Source organism: Marinoscillum furvescens DSM 4134 (assembly GCF_003386095.1).
GTDB classification, from domain to species: Bacteria; Bacteroidota; Bacteroidia; order Cytophagales; family Cyclobacteriaceae; genus Marinoscillum; species Marinoscillum furvescens.
Genome location: NZ_QREG01000009.1, coordinates 47870 through 73879, shown reverse-complemented (window position 1 = coordinate 73879; position 26010 = coordinate 47870). Strand labels below are relative to the sequence as shown.

Below are 26010 nucleotides of genomic sequence, written 5' to 3'. Positions count from 1 at the left end.
TTGGAAATAACTCATTAACAGTGGGCACAGTATTCAATGATCCTAATATTTAGCCGATAATCCCCCTCTACTTCACCACGACGAGTTCATAGCCGTTGCAGGGATTGTACAGGTCAAAGGCGGTCAGTCCTCTGATGGGCAACAGAAATGCATACAATTGGCCACCTTCAAAAATTTCATTGGTGATGGATTCCATGGCTTGCTCTTGCTCGGGAGTGGGGTCGGTTTCGTAGTAGTACTCATCAGTCAGGTTAAACTCCAGCTTGTTGGCTACCTGATTCGTCACTTCAAACGAACGCAAGAAGAAAAAGCCGTTTTCTTCTTCATCCTCTACCAAAAAGCCCATGGCATTTGCAGGGATGCTGTCATGCTCCAGCCCATAGGTCATGATGAATGCCACCGCCTCGGGCAGTTGCTCCTTGATGCTTCCTTCCTCTGCCAGAGAGTTAAGTTCCTTATCGAAAATAAACGGGATGTTCACACTGTAAAGGCCTTGTGCCTGAGGGGTGAAATCGAGTCCGCTATTGCTAAAAAGTGTGAGATCCAGTACCCCCGCACCGAGCCCGGCGGCTTCTACCTGATACCTTGGCGGACGATCTTCGGCCAGGCTGCAGAGCAGCTCTCCACCATCGGCTTCAAAGCCTTTAAGCGCAATACTGCTGAGCGTACCACCTTTGATACTTACTGGTGAAGAGAGAACCAGCTGGCCATTCAAGAATGTGTATCCCCGGGTTTGATTGATTTCCTGATAGTCGCTACTTGCCAACACAGACTCGGCATCACTGCCCGTACCTCCAAAGTCTACGGTGAGTGTGCGGGCGGTGAGGTCTATCGACCAAAACAACGAGTAGTCTATGCTCCCGAAATAGAGCTGCTGCACTGGCTGTACTCCAAACAGGCGAGGCGACATGCCGGCAAACTGATCAAAATTTTCTACTTCTTCCTGACTCAGGAGTGCTGCATCGTTGGGAGTTGCTGGCTGTAAGGTGAGGATGGTTTCATCAAACACGTCGGACTTGCTAGCAAAAATGAGCTCGCCATCGTTTTCTTCAATAAACCGAAATTCAAACTCCGCACCAAAAGAGGCTGAGTTGAGTTCAAAGAGGTAATGAAACACACCGTAGTTTTCCAAAATCAGCTCGAGGCCCTGATCAGCATCTATTCGGTAGCCGATGGTTTGTTCATAAAACTCTCCCTCATTGGCCGAAAGGTCAGACTGCAGGGTTACATTACCGTCTTCATCAAAGTCCATCAGGATGAAAAATGTGCCGGCAGTAGGCGCAGGCTGATAGCTGATCTTCCATCCGTTGGCAGGGTCGGTGAGTTCATCCTTTAGATCTTCTATTGCTTCTGCTTTTCGCTCGGCTACAGGTTTGAGCTTTTCCATGTCCTCATCACAGGACCAGAGCAGCATTAGCAAAAGCGATATCCAGTATATTCTAGCCATCTTAGAGTTTTTCTTGAATGATTTCGCGGAGTTGCTCCAGTTTTATTCCAGTCACTTTCTCGTAATGGTCAGCAATTGCCGCCACTTTCACAGCTATGAGCTTGCGGCTTCACACGCGGCAGTAGAGCAGTCTTTTTCCTGCTCGATAAATTTTTTCTGAAAATCCGGATCAAAAAGGTAATAAGCTACCGTTTCTGCAAAGTCCTCATTGGGTGAGCTGGTGGCATATGGCGATACGAACCCACGCTGAAGTGCCTCTTCCGGCGGTAAATTAAACCACGAACCCGCACTGGTAAAGCCATTTGGCGTGATGCTCTCAAACGATGCAGGGAGCTTATACCGCTGGTGCACCGTATGGGCAAACTCGTGATAGACCGTCTGCAGCTGCAAATCTCTCCATGCGGTATCTGTTGGGTCTATGGCATTTACGTTGGTAAATGTGATGCGAGCACCTGCATCTGCCGTGCCTAGAGTCACGGTGCCGTTTTCATTGTAGATGAGGCCGCCCAGCAAGATGATTTCGGCAGGGACGTGCTCTCTGAAAAACTCCTCACCTTCGGTGACTTTCAGGTAGGGATCTATCCAGTAGTTGGATATGAAATCGAGCATGGGTTTTACCACGTCCAGTTTGGGAGGAGTTACTCGCTCATTCGGGCTCACGTAATTGTCCACATAGCGATAGCGGATGGCCATGCCATACTCTTTGGTGAAGTTTTCCTCTATGTATTGATCGAGTTCATTGAGGTCTACGTCATCGTCTTTTTGTGCTACACTCAGAGATTCATCCGGGTAGCAAGACATTACAGTCAGGAGGGCTATGACTAGTCCTGATATGGCAAAAACTATTTTTTTCATCGTTCATTAGGTTCCAGACCGCCCACATCCTGTGCGGATTGGGGGATTTGTAAAATTTTCCGAGGGTCATCAGCTTCGAGACTGATGGTGCCTCCATCCAGGTAGTTATGTGTTACTGGCATTTCGTAGCGTTTGATATCAAACCAACGCATTCCCTGAATGATAAATTCTTTTCTGCGCTCCAGCAGCAGGTAGTTGAGCAGGATAAGCTGATCTGTAAATTCCGGCTCGTTCTGTGCTCCAAAAAAGCTTCTAAGCCGGTCCATGGTAAGCTCCGTATCTTCTCCGCTATACCGTCTGTCGGTGAGCGTCTGCAGGTCTGCCAATGCTTTGTCTACCTGATTCATGTACATGTAAGCTTCTGCGCGGTTGAGGAGGACTTCTTCTCCTGTAAACATGATGCCAATGTGGTAAGGCGTGCCTACGTTGCTGTTGAGGCTGCTGCGTTCAAAAAGGCTTTGGTAGCGTACAGGCAGCAGGGCATTATCTCCTTTGATAAAAGCCGGGTTTTGGCGCTCGTCGGTAGCACCGGGAAAAGGGTGCGAGCTGTACAGGCTCCCATAAAAATCTTCTAAGGGTCCATGACCAAAGTCTGTGCGCTGAATGAGGGAGATTTTGCGCATCATGAGGATGTTGGCCGGTAGGTCCGGGGAATTGTAAAGCTGTGGATATCCTGTAATGGAAGACTTGGCATTTTGAAACTCTGTAGATGTGAGGTCACGCACATAGGTAGCAGGCTCTGAGCCCAGCAGCTCACTACTGTAGCGTATCACCTGGTCCATTTCACCCTTAAAGAGGTAATACCTGGTAGCGAAGGCCAGTGCTGCTGCTCGAGTAAAGTGGTATTTTCCGGAGTTGTTATAAAAGTTGTCAGATATATCCTCGAGCCCGTCTAGCAGATCATCTTCTACTTCCCCGTAAACCTTTCGTACAGTCTCTCGCTCATACTCCGCTAAAAAGGTGGTTTCGGGATCTTTGATATAGGGCACCCCGTCTTCAGAGGCATCTATGGTATAGTGCTGCCCAAAATAATTGACCAGCATAAAATGACCGTATGCTCGTGCCAGTTTAGCTTCAGCCTTGATAGCATCTTTTCGTCGTTTTTCTTCATCATCGGCAGGTTCTATGGTGTTGATTGCAGCCAGCACCTCGTTGGCATGTGCTATGGCGTTATAGGTTTCAAACCAGTAGAAGTCGGGTGTGTCTTGTTCAGTAGGACCTGTAGTCACATCTTCCCAGGCATAAGCTTGCTGGTGGCTTTGTCTGATGTTTACCCCACGGGTATAACCCACATTGTCAGTCATGATTTCTGTAAAAGCCGGGCTGGCTATGCTATAGGCATTAGTGAGCAGCTGGGCCATTTTATCCATGTCCGTTAGGTTTACCCGATTGTCGGGGTTTACGTCCAGGTATTCGTCACAGCCACTAAAGAGCAGGAGTGTGCCAAAAATCAGTGATCGATATGTCCAGTTTGTACTTTTCATTAAAACCCAATTCCTAGTGAGAATGTAACCATTTTTGGCTGTGGCAGTGCTACTCCACCACTGCTAAAAAATTCGGGATCCTGACCATTGAGAGCATCATCGGCATAGAGCAGGGCCAGGTTTTGTCCTTCCACGCTTACGTTGGCCGTATTGATGCCGATTTTGCTGATCCATTGCTGAGGCAGCTGGTAGCTGAGACGGACGGTGCGCAGGCGCACATAGGTGCCATCAGCTACACGCTCGGTGCTCTTGTTATACAGCTGATACGCCAGACTGATGTCTCCGCGGGTTTGCGCTACGCCACGATCCAGAATGGTGGGGATGTTGGTGAGGTCTTCATCTCCAGGTACTGCCCAGCGGTTTACCAGCTCGGCAGGCAGTGCGTCAAAGTCTGTGTATTGAGCAAAGAATCCGTCGTTGAGGCGAATTTTGTAGTCAAACTTATAAGACAAGAGGACCATCAGACTAAAGCCTTTGTACTTAAAATTGTTGGTAAAGCCTCCTCCACCTCGGGGCTCTACAGGGCCTTCGTATTTTAGTGTGGAGGTGAGGTCATCACGTTCTTGCAGGTCTATTTCGAAAACCACTTCGTCATCGTTGTTGTAAAAGGTAGGTATGCCCACCGAATTGAGTCCTGCAAACCGGGCGGAAAACAGGCCGCGACGTGGACCACCCAATACGGCGGCACCATTTTGGCCGATGGCATCTGTAAGTCGGGGGCCAAAATCCAGACGAGTAATTTGATCATACGTGTAGCCTATATTGAAGCTGGATCTCCAGGTAAACTCATTTCTTTTGATGTTGGTAGTGGCTATAGATACTTCAAAGCCATCTGCCGACATGTCGGCGAAGTTGCCCACTTTGAGACCTTGCCCGCCTACTCCACTGGTTTGTACGGTGCCTATCAGGTCAAACCCACTTCGTTGAAAATAATTGAAAGACGCATCGAGGCGGTTGTCAAACAGAGAGATATCGGCGCCCACGTTGAGTTCTTTTAGTTTTTCCCAGGTAAGCTCGGTGTTGGTGAGATCAGCAATGTAGAGGTATGGTTCCACGTCTGTAGGGCGTACCGTCACATCAGCCTGCAGGTTGAGCAGCGCACTGGCATTGGGAGGGAGGTTTCCAGAAATGCCGTAAGTACCTCGAATTTTGAGATTATCGATGAAGCTTACTTTGAAGAAAGGTTCGTTGGTCACATTCCACGCGCCGCTTACATTCCAGGTGGGCAGGTAGCGAGCTTCTCGGCTTTTGCCCAGCTGATTCGACCCATCGTAGCGTACGGTAAAATTGCCGACATAGCGGCCTTTGTATGCATAGCCACCGTTGAGAAACAAGCCGATAAATCGATCATTGGTTTCGTCCAGCTTGTAGTAGTCGATGTTTTGCTGGTTGAAAAACTCAATGATATTGGGGTCGGTGACCACAATACCTCCACTTTCGTAAATCACGCCCATACCGGTGGTGTTGGACTCGGTGCGGTTGGCAAATCGAATTTCCTGGCCCGCCAGCACGTTGATTTCGTGGATGTCTCCGATGCTTTTGTTCCAGTCCGCACTGATGCGGCTGTAAAAACTGATCAGCTCGCTTTGGTCGAGGTAGTTAAAACCACCCTGAGGTAGCACTACTGTAGGATTGAGGCCAGGATTGTTAGGATCCCTAAAGAGCAGGTTGTTGGCATCCTGGATAAACTGTGTGCCGTTGGCACGGTAGGCTTCAGCCTGATTGGAGTTTTCGTGTACGGTGTGGTCACGTACGGTGTTGGCATAGCGCGCATTGATCACACCCTTAATACTCAGGGCATCGGTAGGGTCTATATCAAAGTTGGTTTGTGCCGAAAAGTCAGATACCTGTATGTCGATGTAGTTGAGGGACAGCTCCTCCAGGATGTTAAAAGGCGCGTAGTTTCTTCGGAAGTATTCCAGCTTGCCTTCATCGTCATAGGGGCGAATGGATCGGGCGGTATTGAGGGCATAGCTAAATGGGTTGATGTCAAAATCACGGCTAAAGCGACCAGTAATGGGATCAAACTCCCGGTTTCGGGTGCCGGGTACGCGCTGATCCCGGTAGCTGGCTGTGAGTTTTAGGCCGAATGTAAACTTATCGGAAAGGAAGTAAGTGTTTCGGGCGGAGCCTGTTACTCGTTGTACATTGTCAGCTATCGTCTGCCCTTCGTCATTGAGGAAACTGATCGAATAGTAGCTGTTGGAGTTTTCGCTACCAGCCGTGAAGCTTAGGGAGTGTTGCTGCTGCAGAGCAGCATCGTTGAAAAGCAGGTCAAACCAGTCAGTATTAGCGTTTTCGTACTTATTTAAAAATTTTTCATTGAGTCCACCACCTGGTCCCCACTCCAGGTCATGGTTAGCAATGAGTGTAAACATCTTGCCCATGGCGCCGTAGTTTTGTCCACGTACTGAAGTGCTGATGTTGATCAACCCTTTGTCATGCATTTCTCTGTAGACCTCCATTTCTTCGGCAGAGTTCATGAGGCTAAACTGGTTGTAGGTAGGTCGGAGTTTGAAGGAGTAGTTACCGGAGTAGCTGACTCTGAGTTTTCCACTTTTTCCTTTTTTGGTGGTAATGACAATTACGCCGTTTGCCGCCCTGGCCCCATAGATAGCTGTGGCCGAGGCATCTTTCAGGATTTGAAAGGTGGCAATATCATCTGGGTTCAGATTGGCGATGGAGGAGGAGATAAGCGTGCTGGCGTCTCCAGAGATGAAGTCATCCGTGTTTACCTCAGCCAGGTCTTCCAGGATCACACCATCTACTACAAAGAGTGGTTGATTGTTGCCGTTGATGGAGGCATTTCCACGGATCCGGATTTTTGGGGTGGTCCCAAAGGTGCCTGATACATTGTCTACACTCACACCGGCCACTTGCCCTTCGAGTGCTCGGCTTACGTCTGGAGAACCCGCCAGTTCTATGTCTTCCATAGACAGACGCTCAGAAGCACCGGTAAAGAGCTTTCGATTTACTTCCTGAAAGCCCGTCACCACTACTTCACCCAGTACAGAAGTGGCTTCTTTCAGAGATATGTTGATGGGCTGGGAGCCTTTTACCTTTACCTCGCGTGACTCCATCCCAATCATACTGATCACAATGGTTTGCCCATCTGCCACTGCAAGACGAAAGTTACCGTCCAGATCAGTGACGGTGCCCGTAGCTTCGCCTTTGATCTGTACGGTAGCTCCTATGAGTGGTTCGTTGTTTTGATCGGTAATGGTACCCGAAATGGTGTTTTGGGCTATAGCCCAATGTATCCAAAATACTCCGATCCAAAGGAGTGTGCTTTTGATGTAGGTCACACGAAAATTAGTTTACAGGTTATTCCTTGTCGAACTCCAGGGTGTATTCACCTTGTGCCTGGACCGTGAAATTGTTGTAAAGTGAGTCAAATTCCTCATCGGTAACTGTAAATTGACCACTGGAGTTGATAGTGCCATCATCAAACCACTCATCGATTTTGGCATCAGGGAAAAGGTTTACAGGATCGCCTGTGTATTCTACGACCAGCTTGGTTTCTGTGATTTCCACAATATCGAAGCTGTAGGCGATACCTCCGATCTCGTCATCGTCAGAGTCAAGATCGATTTCTTCTCCGTCACTTTCCCATTCTCCTTCGTCATTGATGTCTCCGAGCTGAGGGATGTCATCGATTTCACGTTCGTAGGTAAAATCTGCATTGAACTCTATGGTGTATGAAGATTCGCCATACAAATCGTTTTCATTTTCGAAACCGTAATAAGAAAAGCCTGAAAAGACGACTGTAGCATCATCCAGCTCCCACAGTCCTACCAAAGGATCTACTTTCTCTTCGTCTTCTTTACATGAGGTCATTAACAATGGAAGCGCAAGCGCACTGAGGAATAAAAATTTTTTCATGTGTTACAGTGTTTGAGTCATTAATCATTGGAATGGCTGTAGCTCCATGTGATAAATTTGCCATGAAGGTGCACGCGCTTTCCAAACCCTAAATTTAATTTGTTCACCTTAGGCGAGGCAATGGTTGGTAAACCGAATTTGCGTAGCCTATACTGTTATAATCGTAAAAGGTAGTAAATGATTTCTTTTAATTCCGCTATCTGGATGGAAAGCAATACAAAATTTAGTTTCCCTTACCATTTTTGAAAAAATAATTGGCATGAAGACACCAAATTTGAAACTAATTACCACAGAAGACGGATCGCATAGTTTGTACCGCGAAGACTTGAATGAAACTTATCATTCTTTTAGAGGAGCTGAAGGAGAGTCATTGCAGGTTTTTATTAAGGAAGGGCTGGACGCGCAGCTTTCTAAAACCAATCAACGATCGATCACGGTATTTGAGGTGGGGTTTGGCACTGGTCTCAATGCGTTTTTGGCTGCCAAATATGCCTCCCAACATCAGGTGCAGGTGCACTACCATAGTGTGGAGCCCTATCCCGTACCAAAAGAAATCTACGAGCAATTCAATTTTGGTAAGTCTGAAGAGGAAAATTCGCTGGTACAGGCCCTGCATGCGGGTGCCTGGGAGGAGCCTGTAACTATAAGTGCTTATCTGGAGCTAGTGAAATATCAGTGCACCTTGGAAGAATTCGATGGTGAGGTTCGGGCAGATGTAGTGTTTTATGATGCATTTGCCCCATCAAAGCAAGCTGAAGTGTGGGCACTTGATAATCTGAAAAAATGCTTTGAAATGCTCGTAAGTGGGGGTGTGCTGGTGACGTACTGCGCACAGGGGCAGTTTAAGCGTAACCTGGCTGCAGCTGGTTTTGAGGTGGAGACACTGCCAGGAGCTATGGGCAAAAAGGAAATGGTTCGAGGTTTGAAACTGTGAAAAGGTCTGGCGCTTAAAAACTAAATGGAGCTCCTAATAAGACCGACTCAATTTTCCCGATTTGGTCTGAAAACAGTTCATACTTGCCTGCTTTGAGTGTAAAACCAAGTGCCAGCTTAGTCTCTGGATCCACCGCCCAGTATTCCTTCACCCCAAATTGCTCATACAGGTCTTTTTTGGTGATTAGGTCATGATCCCTATTGCCAGGTGAGAGCACTTCTACCAGTAGGTCAGGAACACCATGGATGTGGCCGTTTTCATCAAGTATCTGACGACTTTCCTCCAATACCACGGTGATGTCAGGTTGTACAGCATTGCTGGTTTCATCTAAATAGACATCAAATGGAGCGATAATAACTTCTCCGTTCGCCCGGGTGGAGAAATGACTGAGTAGTTGTTGGTTTAGTAACTGGACAGTTTTTTGATGTTTGAAGACTGGTGACGGTGACATATATATTTGGTTATCAATGAGCTCAGCAAGCGTGCCTTCAGGCAGGCCCTGATAGACTTCCATGATGGTTTTTGGTATATGTGTGTATACTTTTCCCATTTTTATAACCTTTACCTAAAGATAACGAATTCGACTTAGTTCAGTTTATCGTCGGACCTGAAGAACAACTTTCGCCAAGTGAGTTGCTTGACGAAAGTTAGAGTCATTTTTATTCTGGAATCCGATCTACGATATTGTCATCGTTCATTTCTACTTCTAATGCACTTACCGCAGCCACACTAAAGAAACCAGTCACCCGGTTATCACCTGAGGCTACTAAGTTGGTAGGAGAGTTGGCCAGCGGGTTGGCAAACAGCTGTGCAAAGCCAGGGTTTCTGACCGTCTCATCCCTTACGCGCGATAGGAAAAACCATGCCTCTTCTGTAATGCTGTGGAGCTCTACTTTTAGCGTGTCTCCTTGCTGATAAGGTGAGGGTGCCGGAGTATCGTCATCTTCAAACCTATTGATAGCCGTACGAATTGGCTGAATGAATACCAGACCATCTACTTCACCTCCTGGGGAAAAACTGGCATCGTAAGCCACGTTGATTTCCTCTGGCTTGTTTAAATAAACACCATTTTTAAAAGCTTTGATCCAGTAAGTATTGCCGGGCCCTTCGATATCGCGAGCCCAAAAGTCTGCATAGTACCAGTCGTCTTCAAAAAAGGCATCCTTCTTATTGTACTCAAAAGTGATGCTGTCGATAGGCGGAACAGGATTCATCGTAGAGAAACTCTCGTAAGTAACTCCCTGATGCTCGATCACGAGCGCATAGCTGCTACCTATGGTACCAAAAGTGTCCGTTTCGGCAGGTATCCAGGTATAAAAACCGTCACTATCTGCATCTGTAAAGCTGTAGAGTGTCTGTGTTTCGATTTCTACTACGGAGACTGTGGCATTGAGGGCAGGCTGAGGCTTGCCATTGTCAAAATAGGGCCTGGTGTATGTCAGACGAATCTGCTGAGTGTCGTTGGTATGTGTGAGCCACGCATCTACATTCATAAAAGGCTCTTGCTCCTCAAGATCGATCTCTACGGTGTCTTCACAAGCGTAAGTGACAGCTGCTATCAGGATGATGTATAGTACTTTTTTCACGGCGGATTAAAATTTAAAGTTGTAAGAAACAGCGGGTACAAATGAACCCAAAATGGCTACTTGTGTAGCTTCTGTGAGGGCCTGGTCTCCAGCAGCCCCATCTTTCTGGGCAAAGTAGATGGAGAATGGATTTCTGCGTTGGTAGACGTTGTAGATAGTAAAGACCCAGTAGTCCTGAAGCTTTTTCGGTGACCCATCGTTTTTAAATTTGCGCATTTGCCAGGTGGCAGCCAGGTCAAGTCGGTGATAGTCTGGTATGCGCCCATTGTTACGTCCTTCTACGCCAGGAATCGTATAGCCCTGCACTTCGTAGCGATACGAAGGCAAGGTGTAAGGCGTACCTGTGATGTAGGTAAAGTTTGCAGCAAATGACCAACGATCACTGTAGTCATAGTTGCCAGATATTTTCAGGTTGTGGGTCTGGTCATAACGCGTGGGGTACCAGTCTCCGTCATTAATTCCGGCCACTTGTCGCTCGGTTTTGGCCAGCGTGTAACTTACCCAGCCATTGATTTTACCACTGTTTTTCTTCAGATAAAACTCTGCGCCATACGCACGTCCATCACCCGCGAGCAGGTCCCCTTCCAAAAATCGGTTGATGAGGATCTCAGCCCCATCTATGTAGTCGATCTGGTTTTGCATGGTTTTGTAGTAGACCTCTACGGAAGTTTCCAGCTTGTTATTCCAGAAGTTTTTGAATACTCCTAGCGCCACCTGATCCGCTAGCTGTGGTTTGATGTTGTTGGAACTGGGTGTCCATACATCAGTGGGTAGCGATGCGGCCGTGTTGGACACCAGGTGGATGTACTGCGACATGCGATTGTAGCTACCCTTGATGGAGGTAGTTGGGTTTAGGCTGTAGCGAAAAGAAAACCGGGGTTCCAGATTGGTATAGTGCTGGATGGTTTCCCAGTTGTCTGCCTGGGTCACATTGGCAATGGGCTTGCGTTCCCCTGGCTGTTCGGGCTCTCCATATTCGTATACTTCGCCATCACCCAGGTACTGGAAACTGGAAAAACGCAGCCCATACTGAAGGGAAAGCTTGTTGTTGACTTTTTGGTCATTGCCAATGTATACGGCGGTTTCCAGGCTTTTGCGCTCAGCCAGGCTGATGTCACTTTCTTCTCCTACACTTACGCCGAGCACTTCGGCGGGTTTAAAGCGATAAAGGATGGCTTCTGCACCAAAGCTGAGTTCGTTGTTGGTATTGATAAAGTAAGAAAACTGCTCTTTGAAATTGTAGGTAAAGATTCTGGATTTCCAGCTGAATAAGTCGTCCCTGGTTTCGCCTACCTGAAAGGAATAGTCATAGTCACTTACAAAAAGTGTGGTATTGCTAAAGATCCGGTCATTGAAAAGGTGGTTCCAACGCAGAGTGGCTGTTTTATTCCCCCAGTCAAATCCCTGGTTTGCATCAAACGCAAACACATCCCGTCCTAAATATCCTGATAGATAGACCCGGTCCCGGTCGCTGATGTTGTAGTTGGTTTTGAAAGTGAGGTCATAAAAGCGCAAGCCAATATCTTCCAGGCCGTCTTGATTTTTGAGAAATGGTTTAGCCAGCACATCGATATAGGACCTTCGTCCGGCAAGAATGAAAGAGGACTTGTCTTTGGCTAGCGGCCCTTCCACTGCAAACCGACTGAAAATGGTGCCTATTCCACCATTGACTTCATATTTTTTCATGTTTCCTTCTTTCATCCGCACATCGAGGATGGAGGAAAGCCTTCCGCCATATTCGGCGGGGATGCCACCTTTGTAGAGTTTTACATCCTTTACTGCATCAGGATTAAAAACAGAGAAAAAGCCAAACATGTGAGAAGAATTGTAGACCGGAGCTTCATCCAGGAGGATAAGGTTTTGGCCTACGCTTCCCCCGCGCACGTTGAAGCCAGAGGCTCCTTCGCCTACCGAAGATACCCCAGGCAGTAGCTGAAGGCTTTTTACAACGTCCACTTCACCGAGGAAAGCAGGAATTTTTTCGATAGTTTCTATATCTAGTTCGGCTGTGCTCATCTCCACAGAAGAGACATTTTCATCCAAAGCTTCGGCAGATACTACTACCTCTTGCAGCTGCTGTTCGCCAGAGGGAAGTTCTACATCTACACGCCGGTTGCTGGTGAGTGTGATGGTTTTGGTGATGGTCTGGTATCCCACATAGCGATAATCCACGGTGTACGTACCTGTGGGCACAGTGATGGAGTAAAATCCATACACATTGGTGATGTTTCCGCTGGATAGTTCTTTGATCAATACCGTAGCACCGATCAGTGTCTCTCCATTGTTGGCGTCTTTTACATAACCACTTAGCGTAGCGTTTTCCTGTGCAAAAGAGCGACTGGTACTTAGTACTAAAAGTACGAGTAGAAAAAATTTATTCAAGGCGATTTTGAGTTTTTTTGACGGAATTAAAAACGATGTGTTCATTAACTTGTTCCAAAAAAGTGATGAAATAAACTTGAATGTTGGGAACGGTTTGAGAATTTGGCGAGATGAGGGATGTTCCTTCAGAGATCTACTTAAGCGCATAACTTATGAAAATAGCTCTATTGGTACTTGTAGTACTGTTTTCCATTACCATGCTCTTGCCGCTGATCCGTCATGATTATTGGGTGTTTCGGGTGTTTGAGTTTCCTCGCTTTCAAAAGTGGTGTCTCAATCTGCTCTTGTTGCTTTGGACCGCCATGCATCACCTGGCAGAGCCAGACCCACTGCTGCCCTGGATTGGTTTTTGGCTGATGTTTACCATGGCTTATCTATCCTATCAAATATTTCCCTTCATTCCGCTAGCGCCACGTATGATCAGGAGCAATCGTGACCCCAATGCACCAAACTTTAGGGTGGTGGTGAGCAATGTATATCAGTATAATCGAAAAAGTAAACGCCTGATTCGGGAATGCGGGCGGTTTGAAGTGGACGTACTGGTGTTTGTAGAAACGGATCAGTGGTGGTGCGACGAGCTCAAAGCCGCTTTTGACGAACAATATCCCCATCAGATACTACACCCATTGGAAAATACTTATGGAATGTTGATGTTTTCGAGGTGGCCATTGGCGGATGGAGAGGTGCGCTTTTTGGTGAAGGAGGAAATACCTTCTATTCGTGTGACCGTGGAGCACGAAGTGCATCCAGTACGGTTTTTTGCCATTCATCCGGAGCCTCCGGTGCCTAGCGAAAACCCCAAGTCTACAGCGCGCGATCAGGAAATAATGAAAGTAGCTGAGGAGGCCTCCAGAGAGGAAATGCCTACCGTAGTAGCGGGAGATCTCAACGACGTGGCCTGGAGCTATACCACACAGGAATTTTTGGAAACTTCCGGATTAAAGGACCCACGCAGAGGCCGCGGGATGTACAGCACTTTTCATGCAAAATACCCGCTTGTGGCTCGGTGGCCGCTAGATCATCTGTTTTGCTCCGAGCATTTCTCACTAAACAGAATCAGATGTCTGAGACGCGTAGGCTCAGATCACCTACCCATCTATGTAGACCTGGCCATGAAAAATTAACCGGGGAGGGAAACATACGTGCGATCTCCTGGCACTTGTGGGAAGTCTTTGTTCTTCCACCGTTCTTTGGCCTCTTCCAGTCTTGATTTGTCGGTGGCTACCCAGTTCCAATAGATGTATCGCTCTTCAGGAAAAGGCTTGCCTCCAAACAGGAAGACATGGGTGTCAGGGTGCATCGTGAGGCTACAAGCGTCTTCGGTTTTCGATACCAGCATGTTGCCTGCCGATATCTGGTGCTCGCAGGCCTGCACACTACCAGCCACCACACAGATTCCGATTTCCCCATCCAGCTGTCCATTGATTTTGAGCTCGTAGGTATCTGATGACTTTACCTCCACCATAAAAAGCTCCGAATGAACCGGAAGCGGTGATTTTCTTCCATATCCTTCGCCAGCCACCAGGACAAATTTGGCGTTTTGTTCCTTCCAGCTAGGAAGCTCACTGCGGTCCAGATGATGAAACTCAGGGGCCATTTGCTCCAGCTCTTTGGGCAGCGCTACCCATATCTGGTAGCCGTGAATGGTATGCGAGCTGCCATTGCGCAGATCTTCCGGTGTGCGCTCTGTATGGGTTACCCCTTTGCCAGCTACCATCCAGTTGACAGAGCCCGGAACGATACGCTGCTCTGTACCCATGCTGTCTCTGTGCATGATTTCGCCTTCCAGCAAAAAAGTGAGTGTAGACAGGCCCATGTGCGGATGCTGGTCCACGTCGAGGTATTGAGTAGGGCCTACGGTACTTGGGCCCATGTGATCGATAAAGATGAAGGGCCCCACCATTCGCTTTTTTCGGAAAGGGAGGAGGCGGCCTACCAAAAAGTCACCGATATCGCGGCTTCTTTCTTCGATGATCAGGTCTGAGTTGGACATGGTCTTGATGTTTTATATCCTAAACTGTTGAAGATCAAAATGGATTCTCTTGGAAGGAAATTATTCCGCTACTACTGACTTCTTTTTGAGGTCATCTATGATCATCTCCGCATGTACCCGTGAGTTTTCGATAAACCAGGCGTTGGTTTTCAGGCCACCACAGATTACTCCGGCCAGGTATACATTGTCCACGTTGGTTTCCATGGTGGACTCATTGTAGGTAGGCGTTTTAAACTCGTCCTGGCCGATCGCTATACCTATGCTTTCCAAAAAACTAAAATCTGGCTGGTATCCGGTCATGGCCAAAACGAAATCATTTTCCAGTACCAACTCTTGGTCGGGGGTTTTTACCTCGATAGTTCGTGGAGTGATTTTGGTGATTGACGACTCAAAATAAGCCTTGATGGAGCCTTCTTTGATGCGGTTTTCGATATCGGGGCGTACCCAGTATTTGACCCGCGGGTTGATTTCACTTTCGCGAATGACCATGGTGACTTCTTTGGCACCCTTGCGAAAAGTCTCTAAGGCTACATCTACAGAAGAATTAGCGGCGCCTACTACTGCCACGCGCATGTCATAATACGGGTGTGGATCGTCATAGTAGTGCTTGACTTTTGGTAAATCTTCACCCGGAACATTTAGAAGGTAGGGCAGGTCATAGAATCCCGTGGCTATGATGATAGCCCTGGCCTGAAATACCCCCCGGGAAGTAGTCACCTGGTAGAGGTCTCCCATTTTTTCCACAGCATCTACGGACTCATAGAGCCGGGTGTTGAGTTCCCAGGAGGATGCCACTCTGCGGTAGTATTCCAGTGCCTCAGGACGCGTAGGCTTGGGGTTGTGCGAAATGAACGGTACCCCACCAATTTCTAATCGATCAGAGGTGGAGAAAAACGTCATATTTGCCGGGTAGTTGTAGATGGAGTTGACCAGGCAGCCCTTGTCTATGATCACATGACTGAGGCCTGCCCTTTTGGCTTCTATACCACATGCCAGACCTATGGGCCCAGCTCCTATGATGAGTACGTCAGTTTTTTGGTCGCTCATTGTTTTCTTGTTTCGATGGTTTCATAAGGCGTCACCAGCACATCCATGGCCACATCGTGACTTTCCACAAACGGAAATTCATCAAATGGAGGCGATAGAGATACCCCTATTTTCAGCACTTCTGGTGACATTTCAGCTAACAGTCGGTCGTAGTAACCTTTTCCATAACCGATTCGGTTCCCTTTTTTATCGGCGGCCAGTAGCGGGATCAGTACAGTGTCTATCTCCATCACATTGGCCGTGCGCCCGGATTTAGGCGTGGGAATCGCAAACCGATCTTCTTCAAATACCAAATCATCTGTGTAGATAAAATGGTTCATGGTTTCTCGCTCAAAGTCCGTAGCAGAAACCACTACTTTTATTCCTTCGGACACTAGATGTTTCAGCAGCGGCCAGGTGTCGAATTCATTGTTTCTTGCTATGGGCAAAAACAGGTGAACACATTTTGCCTGATGTGCCAAGAGATAAGAAATTGCTCTTTGAGTGACGGCTGCCGTACGCGCGTCATAAACATTACGGTCCAGCATGCGCCGGTTGTAGAGCGATCCTTTTCTTATTTTGGTTTTGGCATCCGTCATTTACTCATCATGGAGGATATGAAAGCGAAAATCAAACGCATCGAATTTGTCGAGCAGCTCCGCTATAAACTCCGGGTGGTTGAGTTGGAAAGTTAAAAAATTGTCATGGCGTTCCTGAAGGCCATCGTTGGGAAAGAGCTTTTCCTTGATGGTGTCTATCTGCGACATGGCCGTGTCATTGTTTTGCTCTTCGGCTTTCTTCAGCCTCTTGGCAATGTTTTCCAATGACTTGAAGCTCTTGGCTCCTTCAGCACCGATAAAGCCGGTGAGTGAGCCATCTATTTCTTCAGCTTTGTTTTTTATTTTTTCAAAAACTTTGGCGAGTTCAGCACGCTCACTTTCCAGGCCAAAACCATTTTCACCGTGCTGCTTCAAATAAGCTTCTTTGAGCTTGTGTGTGCTTCTAAACAGGTCCCGGTCAGAGAGTTTTAGCTTCTTTACTTTTTTCTCCAGGGATTTATTCACCACCAAACCAAAAACTCGTGGCATGAGTGCTGGAAAGGCGATTTGATAGTGATCGAAAATGCCCTTTAGCTGAAGCCAATAGGCAATTTCAGACGGCCCTCCAGCATAGGCCAGATTGGGGAGGATCACCTCCTGGTACACCGGGCGCATGATGACATTGGGGCTAAAAACCTCCGGAGACGCTTTGATCAGCGCTCTCATCTCATCAGCAGAAAACGTCTTTTCGGTATTCAATACTTTGAATGTGTCTCCCTCTTTTACAATACGTTCTCTGAGGCCATCTTCCATATAAAAGAAATTGATCTCTCGGGAGAAAGCCTGGTTTTTGTACCCAGCTGTCTCCAGTTCTGCAGAGGCTTTTGCTACCAGCTCATTGGACTTGCTTTCGAAAAGTTCCTGCTCAATGATCGGAGCAAATAGGCTTTTGAGTTTTTTATGATCAGCATCTACTACTACCAGTCCCTGGTCACCGAAGAGCTCATTTACATAATATCTTACGGCATCAGCCAGGGTGCTATGATCGAGGTAGGCTTGCTCGAAAAGCGGTACGGGCTCAGGTAGCTGGTCTATCAGACGGTTGAGCGAGTAGGGCTTCATGCGGCCTACGGGGCCGGTTTGGTCGTTTTCCCACTGGTATTTTTTGCCAAACAGGTTGAAATGACTAATCTCCGCAAAATCATGGTCTTCGCTAGCCATCCAGTATACCGGCACAAAGTGTGCATCCGGGTACTTTGCCTTCAGGCTTTTGCAGGCATTGATGACCGTGACAATTTTATAGATAAAGTACAGGGGTCCCGTAAAGATGTTGAGCTGATGGCCGGTAGTTACCGTGTAGGTATTGGCACTAGAGAGGCTGTGGATGTTGTACTCCACAGCTTCGGTATGCTCCAGAGGACCGTATTGCTCAGTAAGTACATCTACCAACGTAGCTCGATGGGCACCAGAAAGCTGCCTGTTTTTTATGAGGTCATCAAAGTTTTCCAACTTGGGAAAAGTCTGATAGAAGGGCTTTAGTGCCTCTTTTTGGTTGATGTAGTCTATAAATATAGGAGCGAAACACTCCGTGTCTTCCAGGGATACCTGATTTAGCTTCATTATTTTACCGGTTGTCCGTACAGGTCAAAGGCCGTTGCTTTTTCTATTTTAATGTTGGCAAAATCTCCTACACGCAAGTAGTTTTCACTGGCGTCTATCAGTACTTCATTGTCCACCTCAGGGGAGTCGTGCTCGGTACGCCCGATAAACTGTCCCCCTTCTTTTCGGTCGATAAGTACTTTAAAGGTTTTGCCTACTTTTTGGCTATTGATCTCTTCCGAAATTGATTCTTGTAATTCCATAACGCGTTCGGCACGTTCGAGTTTTACATTTTCGGGCACATTGTCTTCCATGCTGAATGCATGGGTCTTTTCTTCGTGCGAATAAGGGAAAATGCCTAGTCGCTCAAAGCGCGATTTCTCCACAAAATCGAGCATATCTTCAAATTCAGCCTCGGTTTCACCAGGGTGACCTGCTATTAATGTCGTGCGGATGGCAATTCCCGGTACTTTTTCCCGAATGGTGTTAAGCAGGCGTTCGGTTTTGGCACGGGTAGTACCACGGCGCATGATTTTGAGCATCTCGGTGCTACCGTGCTGTAGTGGTATATCCAGGTAGTTGCAGATGTTGCTACGCTGCGCCATTACGTCCAGTATGTCTTCAGGAAAGCCTGTGGGAAACGCATAGTGCAGGCGGATCCACTCCAGACCCTCTACATCTGCCAGGCGGTCTAGCAGCTCCGCCAGATTTCTTTTTTTATACAGGTCCAATCCATAATAAGTGGAGTCCTGAGCAATGAGGAGTAATTCTTTGGTGCCATTTTTCACTAAAGACTGAGCCTCGGTGATGATCTGCTCCATGGGTTTGGACACGTGCTTGCCGCGCATCAGCGGGATGGCACAGAAGCTGCACGGCCGGTCGCATCCTTCTGCGATTTTGAGATACGAATAGTGGCGATCAGTAGTGGTGATGCGCTCACCGAGCAGCTCATGCTTATAGTCAGCATTGAATTTTTTGAGAAGCAGAGGGAGCTCCATGGTGCCAAACCAGGCGTCTACCTGAGGAATCTCGGTTTGCAAATCTTCGCGGTACCGCTGAGACAAGCATCCAGTAACATATACTTTTTCTACGATGCCTTCCTCCTTGGCATCTACATAGCGTAGTATAGTGTCTATGGATTCTTGCTTGGCATTGTCGATAAACCCGCAGGTGTTGATGATCACAATGTTGGAATCATCCTCCATTGATTCGTGGGAGGCTTCTATCTCGTTGCCTTTGAGCTGGGTGAGCATCACCTCAGAGTCTACCAGGTTTTTGGAGCACCCCAGGGTTACGATATTTACCTTGTCTTTCTTTAGTCCTTTTGTCTTCACGGTCCTTGCTTCTAAATAAACTGCAAAGCTAATACAATTCGTACCCTATAATAAGTTCAATAGTTGTGGGTTATTATAACTTTGCCTCCATTCTCTGAAAAATATGAAATCAGGAAGCTTCATTGTACTGGGTATTTGGTTGCTGCTGGCGTGTCAGGAGATCAAAGATTGTGGGCTGGAGTCCAGCACAGACTATGCGATAGCTGGCTACTATGTGGCAGACTCTGCAGAAAAGACACCCCGTGTAGCCAAGTTCAACAAAGTATACGAGGTTGGTGTGAGTAATTACTATATCTCCAATGTAGAAGATACCATTGCGGACGATTCTGTGCAGCTGGTGGGCTTGCCAGTATATGATCAGGCAGAGCAAGTGACTTATATTTTTGAGACGGACAGTGTGGATTATGAGCTGGATATTCTCTACAAACCACATTTGAGGATATACTATGACAATTGCGATCCTGTCTTTTCATTTAAGCTGGATACGGTGCTCAGCACTACTTTTGACTCAGTGGTGGTGGTCAATCCGGCGCTGGATCGTGTGGTGCCCGAAAACATTGAAATTTATTTTTAAGCAACAAATAAGAGATCGAAGCGAAAGAAATGAAGATTGAGTTTAATCCCGAATTGACGGAAGTAGCAAGAGAAATGCGCGAAAACAGTTCATTGGCAGAAATTCTGCTTTGGAACGAACTGAAGGCCCGTAAGCTGAAAGGATTTCAGTTTTTTCGTCATAAACCGGTAGGAGACTGCATCGTTGATTTTTACTGCAATCGTCTCAGACTGGCTATCGAAATAGACGGTATCGATCGGGATATGGCGTATAAGGTAGATGCCGATCAGCAAAAGACATTGGAAAGCAAAGGCGTTAATTTTTTGCGGTTTGATGCGCTACTCATCAAAAGAAATACAGAGGCAGCTGTGGAGAAGATCGCAGCTTATATAGAGGAGTTTGAGGGCAATTGATCGCTAAGACTACATATCGCAGGTATTTCTTCGGGGCAGTGCTCTTGCTGACCGTATTGGCTGAGGCCACAGCTCAGGGTGGATTGGGTCAGCGCATGCAGAGTCAGATGTCTGGAGGTGGTGGCAAACCACTACCCCGTGAGCCGCTGTTTGAAAAGCGTGAGCGCGACTGGAAGCCATCGATGCTTAAGTTGAGTGCCGATTTTATTCCGCTGGGGCAGACAGCCTTTGCCGATGTGATGAGTGGCTGGGGCGTGCAGGCGGCCATGGATTTCGACATTTATTTTCTTTCGGTGGCCTATGGTCATCAGGCGTCCACTCGAGGAGAAGATCAGAACTATACTTACCAAAACTCGGGAAATTATTTCATGATTGGCCCGGAGACCAACCTGCTCAAAAACGACCGAAACGGCAACTCTCTCACATTTGGGCTGAAGTACGGCCGATCATGGTTTAGCGATGAAATTTCCTTTCGCAGAGACAGTACCTTTTTTGGGTCCTACGAGGTAAATGAGACCAATCCAGGCCTCACCGCTTCGTGGATGGAAATGAACATGGCCCTAAACGTAAACGTTTGGAAAGGGCTTTATATGGGCTATACGGTACGCTACAAGTTTTTTAGAAACGTGAAAGGCTGGGAGACCTTTGCTCCTTATGATGTACCGGGCTTTGGTTTGTATGAAGACAATACTGGCGTACAGTTCAATTATTACATTGGGTGGGCATTTCGGTGGAGAGAAAAATTTCCACCGCTACCAGAAGTCAACTAGAGAAACCTTACTTCGTCTATTAGGTCGCCAAAGTCCTTGTCGAGCATCGCTTTCACCTTGTCTTTGTTGTTAGCCAGCTCTTGCTTGAGAGGCGCAGAGGTGAGCTTGACAAATAGTACCCTGTTTTTGATAAATAAGTCAGAAGTTCGCGAACCAATGGGCTTGCCCATGATAGTGCTCCAGGACTGGAGCAGAAGCTTTTCGCGGTATTTGGTGTCTATTTTTTCCTTTTGCAAAAACTGCCTGAAGGCGCTGGTAAACGTATGGGAGTTGTCTCTATCTTTTTTCATTTCAGTTGTCCGTCGTGGATTTCATAAAACTGCACATTTGCTTTCCCCTCAAAAAACGCTTCTGAGCGTTCTTTCCGTGCGTCGGTAATGAAGATCTGCGAAAACCGCTCCTCATCTGTGAGCAAAGATACCAATCGATGGATGCGCTCATCGTCCAACTTGTCGAAAATATCATCCAATAGCAAAAGCGGGCTCAAGCCTTTCAGCGTTTTGAGGTAGTCATACTCGGCCAGCTTCAGCGCGATCACAAAAGATTTTTGCTGACCCTGAGAGCCAAATTTTTTCACTGCCCGGTCATTGAGCGCAAACACATAGTCATCCCGATGAGCCCCTTTAGTGGTGCGTTGGAGGAGGATGTCTTTCTGAAACACCTCTTTGAATTGCAGCTCGAAATCCTCAGAGACCACATCCGAACGGTAGCGTATGCTGGGGGTTTCCTTGCCCTCAAAGATCTGCGCGTAGTTTTTGATAAAATAGGGTGTAAACTCCTCAATAAATGCCTGTCTTCGCTTTGCTATTTGCTGAAAAAGCGGGAGCAATCCTTCGTCGTATACGTCCAGTAGTTGGCGGTTGATGTTGAGCTTGCCGTCGTTTTGTTTTAAGAAACTATTTCGCTGCTTGAGGAGGCGTTGCATTTGGATGAGGGCTTCCAGGTAGCTGCGGTCATGTTGTGCGATCACACTGTCAAAAAACTTTCTGCGAACTTCACTGCCTTCTTTGATAATCTCCGTATCGTCCGGCGTGATGAGCACAGAGGGCAGGCGGCCGATGTGGTCACTGAGTTTGTCCACCTCTTTGCCGTTTACTTTCAGCACCTTCTTTTTGCCCTGCTCAAAGTAGCAATTGATTCTTAGTTCCTGATCCGCTACCTCAAAGACGCTGTTGATAGCAAAAAAAGATTCTCCGTGTTGGATGTTTTGTCCGTCTACCGTGTTGAGTGCACTCCGCGTCATGGACAGATAATGAAGCGCGTCCAGTAGATTGGTCTTACCCATCCCATTTTTTCCTACCAGGCAGTTGATCCCCGAAGAAAAATTGGCCTCTAAAGCGTCGTAGTTTTTAAAATAGGTAAGTTTCAGGCTATTGAGCTTCATAGATTTTGCCGCAAGGCCTTTTTCGGTTAATTTCGCAAGGCTTGAAGGATACTGAAGGCGCAAAACTAAACATAAGACAGTAAGCTTAATTGGATATGGCAGCCAAATCAAAGTCAAAAAAAGAAGAATTTAGCAAAGAGCAATACATGGAATGGTACGAGTCCATGTTGTTCATGAGACGATTCGAAGAAAAGGCAGGACAGCTTTACGGACAGCAAAAAATCCGTGGGTTTTGCCACTTATATATAGGACAGGAAGCGTGTGTAGCCGGAGCAGTTTCGGCATTGAAGAAAGGTGATAAATACATCACTGCATACCGTGATCACGCACATCCCATTGCTTTGGGTAGTGACCCAAAGGCTATCATGGCGGAGCTTTTTGGTAAACGCACCGGAATCTCTAAAGGTAAAGGCGGATCCATGCACATGTTTGACAAAGAGAATGGATTCTTTGGTGGACATGGTATTGTAGGTGGCCAGATTCCATTAGGTGCTGGTATTGGTTTTGCTGAAAAGTACAATGGTACTGACAACCTGTGTGTATGCTACATGGGAGATGGTGCTGTGCGTCAGGGAGCTTTTCACGAGGCACTCAACCTCGCTATGACTCTGAAGCTGCCAGTGATTTTTGCCATCGAAAACAATGGCTATGCCATGGGTACATCTGTAAAGCGTACCAGTAACGTGACTGAGCTGTTTCAACTGGGGGAGGCATATGACATGCCATCTGCCCCTGTGGATGCAATGTCTGTAGAGGCTGTGCACCATGCCATGGCAGAGGCTGGCGAGCGTGCAAGAAAAGGTGAAGGACCTACACTTCTTGAGCTAAGAACTTACCGCTACAAAGGGCACTCTATGTCGGATCCGGCAAAATATCGTACCAAAGAGGAGGTAGAGGAGTACAAGCAAAAAGACCCTATCGAGCAAGTAAAGGCTGTAATTCTTAAAAAGAAATGGGCCTCTGAAGAGGAGCTCAAGGAATTGGATAAGAAACTCAAAGATCAGGTGAAGGAATGCGTGGATTTTGCTGAAGAGTCTGAGTTTCCTCCAGCTTCTGATGCCTACACTGACGTGTACGCCGAAGAAAATTATCCATTCATAATGGATTAATGCAAAAAGTATATCTTTGCGACCTTAAATTTTATTTTGAATAATGGCTAAGACAACAACCAAGAAGGAAGAGGGGATAGAAATCCTGGAAGATCCGGATGTACTTGCGAATAAGGCTGAGGAGTTTTTCAACAATAAGCGCAATAAGAACCTCGTCTTTGGTATCGGTGGCGTAATTGCCGCAGTGATAGCTGGATTTTTGATTTACAAGGTGTATATCTCTAATCAAAACCAGGAAGCACAGCAAGAGATGTTTCAGGCGGTGTATTACTTTGAAGCAGATAGCCTGGGTAAAGCACTCAATGGCGATGGCATCAACTACGGTTTCTTAGACATTAAAGATACCTACAGCGGTACAGAAGCAGCCAACCTTGCGAGCTTCTACGCTGGAGCATCTTACATGAAGCTCGGAGATTACAGCAGCGCCATTCGCAACCTGGAAGACTTCAGTAGTTCGGATTATCTGGTGCAGGCTAGAGCCTATGCTTTGGTAGGAGATGCAAACATGGAGTTGGAAAACTATGGTGCGGCAGTGGATGCGTACGAGCAGGCGGCAGGTTACAAACCTAACGACCAGTTTACTCCTATATACTTGCAAAAGTTGGCTGTAGCTCATGAAGCAAACGGAAATTTCGATGCTGCGGCAGCTGCTTATGGCAAGATCGTGGATGAATTTCCAAATGCGACGTTACTACAGGAAGCAAAGAAACAGAAGGCCAGACTCGAGGGACTGGCTGCCGAATAATATTTAGATTCAATCGAAAACAAAATCTAAGGGATAGGGCAGCAAAAGCTTTATCCCTTTTTTTATTTTATGGCAACATCATTAAAAAACCTTAGTGATACCAATGTAAAAGGAATCAAGGACGTTTCCGGATTTAAATTTGGTATCGTAGTAGCAGAGTGGAACGAAGAAGTAACCGAAGCCTTGTATTCGGGCGCATTCGAGACGCTTCTTCAGCTGGGAGCCACACGCGAAAACATCGAGCGAATGAATGTGCCGGGCAGCTTTGAGCTTACGCTCGGAGCTCAGTGGATGGCAAAGCGAGAAGACATAGATGCAGTCATTACCCTGGGCTGTGTCATCCAGGGAGAGACGCGTCATTTTGATTTTATCTGCCAGGCTTGTGCTCAGGGCATCACTGATGTGGGCCTAAAATATGACAAGCCTGTGGTCTTTGGGGTACTCACCCCCGATACACAAAAGCAAGCCATGGATCGAGCAGGCGGCAAGCATGGCAACAAGGGTGACGAAGCAGCAGCTACAGCAGTGAAAATGCTCAGCGTAAAACCTGTTTGACTGAAATAAACACCCATTAGCCCATCAGTGTAATAACGTTTCAAGTCAAAACTTTTTATCAGGAATGAAAATTTTAAAATTCGGAGGGACATCTGTAGGCTCACCTGAGCGTATGAAGCAAGTGGCAGAGATCATTGCTGGTGTGCCAGGAGAGAAGATCGTGGTATTATCAGCAGTATCAGGTACCACCAATACACTGGTGAGCATCTGTGAACAATGCGAAAAGGGGAACAAGGAAGAGGCATCGAGAATAGCCAATGACTTGGAGGTCAAATACCACGAGTTTGTAGATGAGCTACTCGGGCAGGCTCCAGCTGCTGATACCAATCACGAATTTGTAAAACAAACTTTTGCAGATATCAGGGCATTGGTCGATGAGAAATACTCAGAGCAGGTGGCTAAGATGCTGGTCGTAAAGGGAGAACTGATTTCCACGCGTTTTTTCACCGATTACCTCAATAGTCACACCAACACGGCTGCCGATATGGTGATGGCCCAGGATTTTATGTCCCTGGACGAGTATGCAGAACCAGACTTGAAACTGTCAGGTAAGAAGCTCAAGCATCTGCTGACCGAGGTAAAGAACGATGTAGTTATTACTCAGGGTTACATAGCTCGAAATGCCGCTGGAGGTATGGACAACCTCCGCCGAGGGGGAAGTGATTATTCTGCCACCATCATTGGCGCGGTACTGGGAGCCGAAGAAGTGCAGATCTGGACAGATATCGACGGGATGCACAATAACGATCCAAGAATTGTACAGCCGACACACCCTCTGGCTAATCTCAGCTTTGAAGAAGCGAGTGAGCTGGCATACTTTGGTGCCAAAGTGCTCCATCCTCACTGCATAGTGCCAGCGCAGCTGCATGAAGTTCCTGTGCGCATCAAAAACACCATGGATCCGGATGCACATGGTACGCTGATATCTTCGCATCGTGAGCCGGAGGCAGTAAAAGCCATAGCGGCAAAGGATCACATCACTGCTATCAAAATAAAGTCTAGCCGCATGGTGATGGCTTATGGTTTCTTGAAGCGTGTATTTGAGGTGTTTGAAAAGTACCGTACCCCTATCGACATGATCACGACCTCAGAGATTGCTGTGTCGCTTACGATTGACAATCCAGAGCATATCGATGCGATATCCAAGGAGATATCTCAGTACGGCACTGTAGAAGTAGATGCCAAGCAAACCATCATTTGCATCGTAGGTGATCTGATCGCTGAGCGTAAAGGTATGGGCAAAGCCATCTTTGAAGCGCTAGATGAGATACCACTACGAATGATCTCTTACGGTGGTAGCCGAAACAATATCTCACTACTCGTAAGTGAAGAGCATAAAAAGGAAGCACTTATAAAACTGCATAAGGCACTTTTCTAAGGAAAATGCACACCAAATAAAAAAAGCCGGCTGAATTTCAAT

General features: G+C 47.0%; 24 protein-coding genes. 9 read left to right on the top strand and 15 right to left on the bottom strand.

The features are described from left to right. Positions 1-67: 67 nt before the first annotated feature. The 5 genes from C7460_RS11195 to C7460_RS11175 form a co-directional block, all read right to left on the bottom strand. Positions 68-1447 carry a DUF4302 domain-containing protein gene (locus tag C7460_RS11195; protein WP_115868194.1) on the bottom strand — a complete coding sequence of 460 codons (1380 nt, stop codon included), beginning with the start codon at positions 1445-1447 and terminating at the stop codon, positions 68-70. A 93-nt stretch (positions 1448-1540) separates the two neighbouring features. Then, a complete protein-coding gene (locus C7460_RS11190; protein WP_115868193.1) occupies positions 1541-2302 on the bottom strand; it encodes a putative zinc-binding metallopeptidase in 762 nt (253 codons plus the stop codon). Continuing rightward, positions 2299-3786 carry a RagB/SusD family nutrient uptake outer membrane protein gene (locus tag C7460_RS11185; protein ID WP_115868192.1) on the bottom strand — a complete coding sequence of 496 codons (1488 nt, stop codon included), beginning with the start codon at positions 3784-3786 and terminating at the stop codon, positions 2299-2301. Before C7460_RS11185 ends, C7460_RS11190 begins: the two co-directional genes overlap by 4 nt. Beyond that, entirely contained in the window at positions 3786-7091 is a 3306-nt protein-coding gene (locus C7460_RS11180; protein WP_115868191.1) for a SusC/RagA family TonB-linked outer membrane protein, read from the bottom strand. Before C7460_RS11180 ends, C7460_RS11185 begins: the two co-directional genes overlap by 1 nt. A gap of 19 nt (positions 7092-7110) precedes the next feature. Further along, on the bottom strand, positions 7111-7668 hold the full coding sequence (locus C7460_RS11175) for a hypothetical protein (protein WP_147302917.1): 558 nt from the start codon (positions 7666-7668) through the stop codon (positions 7111-7113). A 259-nt stretch (positions 7669-7927) separates the two neighbouring features. Between C7460_RS11175 and mnmD the strand changes: the two genes are divergently transcribed. After that, the gene (mnmD, locus tag C7460_RS11170) at positions 7928-8602 is read left to right on the top strand and encodes a tRNA (5-methylaminomethyl-2-thiouridine)(34)-methyltransferase MnmD (protein WP_115868189.1); all 675 of its coding nucleotides are present in this window, start codon (positions 7928-7930) and stop codon (positions 8600-8602) included. Positions 8603-8615: 13 nt separating this feature from the next. Here the strand turns inward: mnmD and C7460_RS11165 are convergent, their stop codons facing one another. The 3 genes from C7460_RS11165 to C7460_RS11155 form a co-directional block, all read right to left on the bottom strand. Then, positions 8616-9152: a Uma2 family endonuclease gene (locus tag C7460_RS11165; protein WP_115868188.1), complete on the bottom strand. Its 537-nt coding sequence runs from the start codon at positions 9150-9152 to the stop codon at positions 8616-8618. Between the two features lie 109 nt (positions 9153-9261). After that, the gene (locus tag C7460_RS11160) at positions 9262-10188 is read right to left on the bottom strand and encodes a DUF4249 domain-containing protein (RefSeq protein WP_115868187.1); all 927 of its coding nucleotides are present in this window, start codon (positions 10186-10188) and stop codon (positions 9262-9264) included. A gap of 6 nt (positions 10189-10194) precedes the next feature. Further along, positions 10195-12570: a TonB-dependent receptor gene (locus C7460_RS11155; protein WP_317127695.1), complete on the bottom strand. Its 2376-nt coding sequence runs from the start codon at positions 12568-12570 to the stop codon at positions 10195-10197. Positions 12571-12722: 152 nt separating this feature from the next. Between C7460_RS11155 and C7460_RS11150 the strand changes: the two genes are divergently transcribed. Continuing rightward, positions 12723-13694 carry an endonuclease/exonuclease/phosphatase family protein gene (locus C7460_RS11150; RefSeq protein WP_115868185.1) on the top strand — a complete coding sequence of 324 codons (972 nt, stop codon included), beginning with the start codon at positions 12723-12725 and terminating at the stop codon, positions 13692-13694. Here C7460_RS11150 and C7460_RS11145 read toward each other — a convergent pair. Genes C7460_RS11145 through rimO form a run of 5 tightly spaced genes read right to left on the bottom strand, consistent with a single transcriptional unit; the run spans position 13691 to position 19061 of the window. Further along, a complete protein-coding gene (locus C7460_RS11145) occupies positions 13691-14563 on the bottom strand; it encodes a pirin family protein (protein ID WP_115868184.1) in 873 nt (290 codons plus the stop codon). The two genes, C7460_RS11150 and C7460_RS11145, sit on opposite strands and share 4 nt — an antisense overlap. A 60-nt stretch (positions 14564-14623) precedes the next feature. Further along, positions 14624-15610 (bottom strand): YpdA family putative bacillithiol disulfide reductase, encoded by a 987-nt coding sequence (locus C7460_RS11140; RefSeq protein ID WP_115868183.1) that lies wholly within the window; start codon positions 15608-15610, stop codon positions 14624-14626. Further along, positions 15607-16188 carry a 5-formyltetrahydrofolate cyclo-ligase gene (locus C7460_RS11135; RefSeq protein WP_115868182.1) on the bottom strand — a complete coding sequence of 194 codons (582 nt, stop codon included), beginning with the start codon at positions 16186-16188 and terminating at the stop codon, positions 15607-15609. Before C7460_RS11135 ends, C7460_RS11140 begins: the two co-directional genes overlap by 4 nt. After that, on the bottom strand, positions 16189-17748 hold the full coding sequence (bshC, locus tag C7460_RS11130; protein WP_115868181.1) for a bacillithiol biosynthesis cysteine-adding enzyme BshC: 1560 nt from the start codon (positions 17746-17748) through the stop codon (positions 16189-16191). Then, complete coding sequence (gene rimO / locus C7460_RS11125; RefSeq protein WP_115868180.1) at positions 17748-19061, bottom strand: 30S ribosomal protein S12 methylthiotransferase RimO; 1314 nt, start codon at positions 19059-19061, stop codon at positions 17748-17750. The genes bshC and rimO overlap by 1 nt, the downstream gene beginning before the upstream one ends. A gap of 103 nt (positions 19062-19164) precedes the next feature. Between rimO and C7460_RS11120 the strand changes: the two genes are divergently transcribed. Genes C7460_RS11120 through C7460_RS11110 form a run of 3 tightly spaced genes read left to right on the top strand, consistent with a single transcriptional unit; the run spans position 19165 to position 20797 of the window. Then, positions 19165-19635 carry a hypothetical protein gene (locus tag C7460_RS11120; protein ID WP_115868179.1) on the top strand — a complete coding sequence of 157 codons (471 nt, stop codon included), beginning with the start codon at positions 19165-19167 and terminating at the stop codon, positions 19633-19635. A gap of 29 nt (positions 19636-19664) precedes the next feature. Then, on the top strand, positions 19665-20027 hold the full coding sequence (locus C7460_RS11115) for an endonuclease domain-containing protein (protein ID WP_115868178.1): 363 nt from the start codon (positions 19665-19667) through the stop codon (positions 20025-20027). Beyond that, complete coding sequence (locus tag C7460_RS11110; protein ID WP_147302916.1) at positions 20024-20797, top strand: DUF6048 family protein; 774 nt, start codon at positions 20024-20026, stop codon at positions 20795-20797. The genes C7460_RS11115 and C7460_RS11110 overlap by 4 nt, the downstream gene beginning before the upstream one ends. Here C7460_RS11110 and C7460_RS11105 read toward each other — a convergent pair. Together C7460_RS11105 and recF are read right to left on the bottom strand one after the other, a co-directional pair. Then, a complete protein-coding gene (locus C7460_RS11105) occupies positions 20794-21087 on the bottom strand; it encodes a DUF721 domain-containing protein (RefSeq protein WP_115868176.1) in 294 nt (97 codons plus the stop codon). The two genes, C7460_RS11110 and C7460_RS11105, sit on opposite strands and share 4 nt — an antisense overlap. Then, complete coding sequence (gene recF / locus C7460_RS11100; RefSeq protein ID WP_115868175.1) at positions 21084-22181, bottom strand: DNA replication/repair protein RecF; 1098 nt, start codon at positions 22179-22181, stop codon at positions 21084-21086. The genes C7460_RS11105 and recF overlap by 4 nt, the downstream gene beginning before the upstream one ends. Before the next feature lie 95 nt (positions 22182-22276). On the opposite strand from recF, the gene pdhA reads away from it, so the two are divergent. The 4 genes from pdhA to C7460_RS11080 all read left to right on the top strand — a co-directional run bounded on the left by pdhA (position 22277) and on the right by C7460_RS11080 (position 25968). Then, positions 22277-23290 (top strand): pyruvate dehydrogenase (acetyl-transferring) E1 component subunit alpha, encoded by a 1014-nt coding sequence (gene pdhA / locus C7460_RS11095; RefSeq protein WP_115868174.1) that lies wholly within the window; start codon positions 22277-22279, stop codon positions 23288-23290. A 43-nt stretch (positions 23291-23333) separates the two neighbouring features. After that, the gene (locus C7460_RS11090; RefSeq protein WP_115868173.1) at positions 23334-24035 is read left to right on the top strand and encodes a tetratricopeptide repeat protein; all 702 of its coding nucleotides are present in this window, start codon (positions 23334-23336) and stop codon (positions 24033-24035) included. A gap of 69 nt (positions 24036-24104) precedes the next feature. Continuing rightward, positions 24105-24590 carry a 6,7-dimethyl-8-ribityllumazine synthase gene (gene ribH / locus C7460_RS11085; protein WP_115868172.1) on the top strand — a complete coding sequence of 162 codons (486 nt, stop codon included), beginning with the start codon at positions 24105-24107 and terminating at the stop codon, positions 24588-24590. Between the two features lie 64 nt (positions 24591-24654). After that, entirely contained in the window at positions 24655-25968 is a 1314-nt protein-coding gene (locus C7460_RS11080; protein WP_115868171.1) for an aspartate kinase, read from the top strand. Positions 25969-26010 lie beyond the last annotated feature (42 nt).